The organism is Pseudanabaena sp. 'Roaring Creek' (assembly GCF_001402795.1).
Classification (GTDB): Bacteria; Cyanobacteriota; Cyanobacteriia; order Pseudanabaenales; family Pseudanabaenaceae; genus Pseudanabaena.
Map to the genome: position 1 here is coordinate 1 of NZ_LIRE01000062.1, position 5,819 is coordinate 5,819.

Consider the following 5,819-nt stretch of genomic DNA (forward strand, 5'->3'; position numbering starts at 1 on the left):
CGCTGCGCGTGCGCCGCAGGTTTTGGGGTTTTATATTTAATTAATCCTACTTACTTAGTAGGATCTTTTGCCTAGAGCTAGCGAATTATTAAGTTAATGTTAACTTTTTTTGACAACAAAATTTGGGCTTGTCTAGTAATTGCTCGGTAATTGCTCTGTAATTGCTGGGCAATTACAGAGCAAAAGTAATGAATGCCACAATCGATATTCCCCTGATAAGTAGCTAGGCGCAATTAAATATAAAACCCAAAGACCTGTAGCGCACGCTACAGGTCTTTGGGTTTATAAGCTCAGTGGCGCAATAGATCTAATCTAAACCAACTAAACCCTATTCCTAGATATAAGCGATCCCAGCACACAAATCTAAAGGAGATATGCAAATCACCAAGGATTTTGGGAATGTCGGTTAAAGTTGTGAAGTCAGAAGGCTCAATCAAATTAGCGACAGGAACAAATCGTAATCTTATGGTATCAACTCCTCTCAAAATAACTGACACAGACTCTTCTACTATCAATAACGCGAATATTAGCTGCTATGGTAAGGCGCGTTCGACCGTTGTCGGAAATCCTCTCAGTACAGAAGAACTTCGGAAAATAGATGCCTACTGGCGGGCTTGCAACTATCTAGCGATCGGGATGATCTATCTACGCGAAAATCCGCTTTTGCGCGAGCCCCTAAAGCCAGAACATATCAAAAATCGCTTGCTAGGGCATTGGGGATCGAGTCCTGGCATGAGTTTTGTCTATACGCATATGAATCGTCTCATTAAAAAATACGATCTCAATGCCATCTTTTTAGCAGGTCCTGGACATGGCGCACCTGGAATTTTAGGCCCTGTCTATTTAGAAGGAACTTACTCGGAGATCTATCACAATATCAGCGAGGACGAAGAAGGCATGAGGCACTTCTTCAAGCAGTTTTCCTTTCCAGGAGGGATTGGTAGTCACTGTACACCTGAGACTCCAGGATCGATCCATGAGGGCGGCGAACTCGGTTACAGCGTTTCCCATGCTTACGGAACGGTATTTGACAATCCCGATCTGATTTCAGTGGTGATGGTTGGCGATGGTGAATCGGAAACTGGTCCCCTCGCGACGGCCTGGCATTCTAACAAATTTATCAATCCCATTCGAGATGGTGCTGTATTGCCCATTCTGCACTTAAATGGATATAAGATTAATAATCCCACCGTCCTATCGCGAATTAGCCACGAAGAACTAGAAAGTCTATTTGTGGGTTATGGCTATCAACCTTACTTTGTGGAAGGTTCCGAACCCGAATCGATGCATCAAGCGATCGCCGCTACCCTAGAGCATTGCCTAAACGAGATTAGACGGATTCAACAGGAAGCCAGATCTACGGGTACGCCCACAAGAGCCAAGTTTCCAATGATCGTATTGCGCACGCCTAAGGGTTGGACGGGACCCACAAAAGTAGATGGACATAAGGTGGAAGGTTTTTGGCGGGCGCACCAAGTTCCACTTTCAGGAATGCATAACAATCCCGAACATTTACAAATGTTGGCAGATTGGATGCAAAGCTATAAACCGCAAGAATTGTTCGATCCTGCGGGTAAGTTAATTCCCGAATTAAAGGATCTTGCACCGACGGGCAATCGCCGCATGAGTGCCAATCCGATCGCAAATGGTGGACTATTGCGCCGCGCTTTGAGAATGCCTGATTTTCGTAATTACGGCGTACAAATCGATCGCGCAGGACAAATCGAAGTGGAAAACACCAAACCCTTAGGTGTGTTTTTACGTGATGTGATGCGTCAAAACATGGACAATTTCCGTGTCTTTGGTCCCGATGAGAATACATCCAATAAGCTGCAAGCAGTTTACGAAGTAAGTAAAAAGTTCTGGATTGCGGAATACCTGCCTGAGGATGCCGATGGGGGTGAGCTTGCTGCTGATGGGCGCGTGATGGAAATCCTCAGCGAGCATACCCTAGAGGGATGGCTAGAGGGTTATTTGCTGACGGGTAGACATGGATTCTTTTCTACCTATGAGTCTTTCGTCCATGTGATCGACTCCATGATCAATCAGCATTGCAAATGGCTGGAAATTAGCCAAGAGATTCCTTGGCGATCACCCATTTCATCGCTCAACCTCTTGATCACTTCTACGGTATGGCGGCAAGATCACAATGGCTTTACCCATCAAGACCCTGGATTTTTAGATGTGGTCGTTAACAAGAGTGCGGAAGTAACGCGCATCTACTTGCCGCCCGATGTCAATAGTTTGCTATCGGTCTCCGATCACTGCTTGCGCAGTACCGACTATGTGAATGTGATCGTCTGCGATAAGCAAATGCATTTGCAATTTATGGATATGGACGAGGCGATTAAGCACTGTACCAAGGGCTTAGGCATTTGGGACTGGGCAAGCAACGATCAAGGTGTTGAGCCCGATGTGGTGATGGTCGGTTGTGGTGACATCCTCACCCTTGAGGCTTTAGCTGCGACAACATTGCTCTGGGAGCATTTCCCCGAATTGAAGATTCGCTTTATTAATGTCGTGGATTTGTTCAAGCTTCAGCCCGATACCGAACATCCGCATGGTTTGAGCGATCGCGATTTTGATTCTCTCTTTACCACTGATAAACCGATTATTTTCAACTTCCACGGCTATCCTTGGTTAATTCATCGCCTCGCCTATCGCCGCACCAACCACAAAAACTTGCATGTGCGTGGCTATAAAGAGAAGGGCAATATCAATACGCCATTGGAACTCGCCATCAACAACCAAGTCGATCGCTTTAGCCTCGCGATCGATGTGATTGACCGCGTACCGAAACTTCAGGTTATTGGCGCTCATGCGAAGGAATCTCTTCGCAATCAACAGATCGAATGCCGTCAATATGCCTATGAGAATGGCATCGATAAACCTGAAATTGTGAACTGGCGCTATCCCCACTAACTAAAAAAGCCTTGCAAAGCAAGGCTTTTTTAGTTATACCAATTCCCAAAAGTGTGGCTACACTTTTGGGAATTGAAAACTAAACCCAGTAAGGGTTTTAAAATCACAAAATGGCTACGCCATTTTGTGATTTGGTATTACTTGCTGTTTAATTAGAAACAATTATGAGCTTAAATTTATATCTACTCCGTCACGGTGAAACCACCTATAGTATTACTGGAGGCTATTGTGGCGAGCTCGATCCCGATCTAACTGATAATGGCGTAAAAATGGCGATCGCCTTTGGTAAGGCTCATCAGGCGATCGCTTGGGATGCAGTATTTGTCAGTCCGATGAAACGGACGATCGCCACAGCTAAACCTTTATGCGAAGCGATCGGTGCAGAAATGCAGTTTCGGGAAGGGCTAAAGGAATTACGTTATGGCAAATGGGAAGGACTGAGTAATGAATTTGTGAGGGAGAATTACAAGGACGACTATCTACGCTGGTTAAGCGAACCTGCATGGAATCCGCCCACGGGTGGCGAAACCGCAGTGCAACTGGCGAGTCGAGCTTCGTTAGTAGTTGCTGAGATTCAAGAGATCTATCCATCGGGCAATGTATTAGTGGTTTCGCACAAGGCAACGATTCGGGTAATCCTTTGTAACCTATTGGGGATCGATTTGGGAAGATATCGCGATCGCATTGATGTGCCAGCCGCATCCCTCAGTGTGGTTCAGTTTGGTGCGTTAGGTCCCATGCTAAAGGTACTGGGCGATCGCAGCTTTATGGATGCTGAACTGCGATCGTTGTCGGGTACTTAAGAATATTTCCATAAGAATATTTCCATAAGAATATTTCCATAATAAGCAATGAAAATCTTAGTTCTCAATGCAGGCTCAAGCAGCCAAAAAAGTTGCCTATACGATCTTCCCGATGGATTGCCCAACTCACCGCCTAAGCCAATTTGGGAAGCGAGCATCGACTGGACGCACCATGAGGGTTTTGCCGAAATTAAGGTTAAGCCCCAATATGGCAAAGTTTTAGAAGAGGAAATCTCAGCAACTTCTCGTCCTGAGATTATCGAACATATGCTGGAAACCCTTTGGAGTGGGGAAGTATCCGTTCTCAATAGCCCTCTAGAAGTAGATATCATCGGACATCGTATCGTTCATGGAGGAGCAGAATATCGCCAAAGTACGATGATTAACGATCAGGTCAAAGAAGCGATCGCGCGATTAGCTATCTTTGCCCCAGTTCACAATCCCGCCAATCTCGAAGGAATTATCGCCACCGAAAAATTATTTAAGAACAAGCCCCAAGTGGCGGTCTTCGACACCGCTTTTCATGCTCATTTAGCTCCTGCGGTCTATACTTACGCGATTCCCACTAAGTATACCGAGCAAGGAATAAGGCGCTATGGCTTTCACGGGATTAGCCATCAGTACTGCCGCGATCGCACCGCTCAAATTCTCAATCGTCAGGTTAAAGATTTGCGATTGATTACCTGTCATTTGGGAAATGGTTGTTCCCTCGCCGCGATCCATCACGGTGAGAGTATTGATACGACGATGGGATTTACTCCCCTCGAGGGGCTGGTGATGGGTAGTCGTTCGGGTTCCATTGATGCGGGGATTCTGCTTCATTTATTACATCAGCCCGATATGGATGTAGATAAACTCGATCGCATCCTCAATCGCGAATCTGGATTACTAGGTATTTCGGAAATTTCGGCGGATCTGCGTCTGGTTCTTCAGGCGATCGCGGAGGGCGATCGGCAAGCACAGCTAGCCTTGGATGTGTATGTGCATAGTTTGCGATCGCATATTGGCTCGATGGTTGCTAGTCTTGGGGGCTTAGATGTACTAGTCTTTACCGCAGGCGTTGGCGAGAATGCTGCGATCGTTAGGGAATCAGCCTGTGCGGGATTTGAATTTTTGGGATTGAAACTGGATTTAGATAAAAATAATCAAAAATTGCTTGATGTCGATATTGCTGCATCTGATTCGGCGGTCAGAGTTTTAGTAATTCACACCCAAGAAGATTGGGAAATTGCCCGTGAATGTTGGAGCTTAGTTTAAAGGTGTAGCTTTGCAACACCTTTAAACTAAACATAGCAACGAACTCCCAAAGAGGGTTGCCGCGTGGAGCACGGCAACCCTCTTTGGGAGTTTAATTTTGTCCTAACAAGACTGGCGGTAGCTATATGTGATAAATTTGAGATTGTTATGCCAGTTTTGATATGTTAGTTTTGAGACTACGTGGCTTATGGTTCTCGCAGCCTTTCATCCAGTCACCCTAGATGATTTTTCTCAACTTCCCAACATTGAAGAATCCCCAGCTTGGGAATTTCTGAACGGTCGAGTATTGCAAAAGCCAATGCCTACTTTTTACCATAGCCTTTTGCAGAAGTATTTAGTCAGAGCGATCGATAATACTAATAGCGAATACGAAGCTTTTCCAGAACTGCGCTGTGTCTTGAGCAAAAACTCTATTGTTCCAGATGTAACTATTATCCATAAAAGCCGTATACCTTTGGATAATTCGGCAATTCAGGGCGCTCCCGACTGGCTAATTGAAATTCTCTCAACCGATCAAAGCACAACAAAACTAATCGCTAAAATTCAAGATTGTTTGACTGAAGGAGCAAAGCTTGGTTGGCTAATTGACAGCCAAGAAGAAGTAATTATGATCTTTCTCCCAGATCGCCCCCTTCAAATTGTTAGCGGTAACGATCAGTTAACTTGTTTAGATGGACTGACATTACCACTAACTCCAAATCAGCTTTTTAGTCACTTAAAACGATAAATAAGTTGTCTAATACCAAAACTAAAAATGGCTACGCAATTTTTAGTTTTTCAAACCCTTGCTAGGTTTGGTTTGTAATTCACTGAAGTGTTGGCTCACTTCAGTGAATT

The 5,819-nt window shown here is 45.0% G+C and carries 4 protein-coding genes; all 4 read left to right on the forward strand.

The annotated features are described in order from the left end of the window. The first annotated feature begins 465 nt into the window (after nucleotides 1-465). The 4 genes from AC805_RS02005 to AC805_RS02020 all read left to right on the forward strand — a co-directional run bounded on the left by AC805_RS02005 (nucleotide 466) and on the right by AC805_RS02020 (nucleotide 5,709). Nucleotides 466-2,922 (forward strand): phosphoketolase family protein, encoded by a 2,457-nt coding sequence (locus AC805_RS02005; RefSeq protein ID WP_055073876.1) that lies wholly within the window; start codon nucleotides 466-468, stop codon nucleotides 2,920-2,922. A 164-nt stretch (nucleotides 2,923-3,086) separates the two neighbouring features. Continuing rightward, on the forward strand, nucleotides 3,087-3,725 hold the full coding sequence (locus AC805_RS02010; protein WP_055073873.1) for a histidine phosphatase family protein: 639 nt from the start codon (nucleotides 3,087-3,089) through the stop codon (nucleotides 3,723-3,725). A gap of 48 nt (nucleotides 3,726-3,773) precedes the next feature. Next, nucleotides 3,774-4,982 (forward strand): acetate/propionate family kinase, encoded by a 1,209-nt coding sequence (locus AC805_RS02015; protein WP_055073874.1) that lies wholly within the window; start codon nucleotides 3,774-3,776, stop codon nucleotides 4,980-4,982. A 187-nt stretch (nucleotides 4,983-5,169) separates the two neighbouring features. Further along, nucleotides 5,170-5,709, forward strand: coding sequence for a Uma2 family endonuclease (locus AC805_RS02020; protein ID WP_055073875.1), 540 nt, complete (start codon nucleotides 5,170-5,172; stop codon nucleotides 5,707-5,709). The last annotated feature ends 110 nt before the right edge of the window (nucleotides 5,710-5,819 follow it).

What these genes read in the sequence shown, in the direction of transcription:
- AC805_RS02010 (WP_055073873.1), top strand. Translation starts at nt 3,087, where the DNA reads ATGAGCTTAAATTTATATCTACTCCGTCACGGTGAAACCACCTATAGT.
- AC805_RS02015 (WP_055073874.1), top strand. Translation starts at nt 3,774, where the DNA reads ATGAAAATCTTAGTTCTCAATGCAGGCTCAAGCAGCCAAAAAAGTTGC.
- AC805_RS02005 (WP_055073876.1), top strand. Translation starts at nt 466, where the DNA reads ATGGTATCAACTCCTCTCAAAATAACTGACACAGACTCTTCTACTATC.
- AC805_RS02020 (WP_055073875.1), top strand. Translation starts at nt 5,170, where the DNA reads ATGGTTCTCGCAGCCTTTCATCCAGTCACCCTAGATGATTTTTCTCAA.